This is a genomic window from Microbacterium sp. B35-04 (genome assembly GCF_010634885.1).
In the GTDB taxonomy this organism is placed as follows: domain Bacteria; phylum Actinomycetota; class Actinomycetes; order Actinomycetales; family Microbacteriaceae; genus Microbacterium.
Map to the genome: position 1 here is coordinate 1 of NZ_MWLP01000165.1, position 664 is coordinate 664.

The following is a 664-nucleotide window of genomic DNA, read 5'->3' on the forward strand; positions in this document are numbered from 1 at the left end:
GTGACCCGATGCGCGCAGCTGACCGGCCGTGGTGATCCCGGAAGGCGATGGTGTCATGCCCGGGAGGCTACGCCGCCTGCGCGGGGGTCGGGGCCGGATCGGCGAATTTCCTCGCCTCGACCCCCGGGTGGCGACGTGCCGCCTGCCTGGTCAGGGGATGTGCCAGAACTCCGTCCCCAGCCCGTACATGTTCCAGATCCACCACCACTGACCCACGAGGCACGCTGCCAGCACGCCGAGCCGCCATGCGCGGCTGCGCGGCAGCGCGACCGCACCCCACAGCGGCGACAGCGGGAAGAGGAGCCGGAACACGCTCGACTGCGGGAGGAACACCGCCAGCAGGTAGATGAGGTAGCTGGCCGCCCACAGGCGGATCTCGGGTCCGAGCCGAACCGCCTGCGGGCTGAACGCGATGACCGCGCCGACGGCGATCACCAGGGCGACGAGCCCGACGATCCCCCACGCCGGGTCGAGTCCCCACGACCGGAACCAATAGTCGGTCGCCTGCGGCCAGCCCTCGAAGGGGACGAATCCTCCGTCGTCGCCGACCCAGAGTCGGCGCCACGAGAGCTCCGTCGCGAGATACGCATCCGGGCGGCCGGTGACGATACCGGCGATCACTGGCCACGAGAGTCCGAGTGTCGTGGCGAGCGCGCCCAGCGCG

The 664-nt window shown here is 71.2% G+C and carries 1 pseudogene; it reads right to left on the minus strand.

Annotation, left to right across the window (positions count from 1 at the left end):
• Positions 1-150: 150 nt before the first annotated feature.
• A pseudogene (locus B1729_RS20260) lies at positions 151-664 on the minus strand (hypothetical protein); the annotation flags it as partial.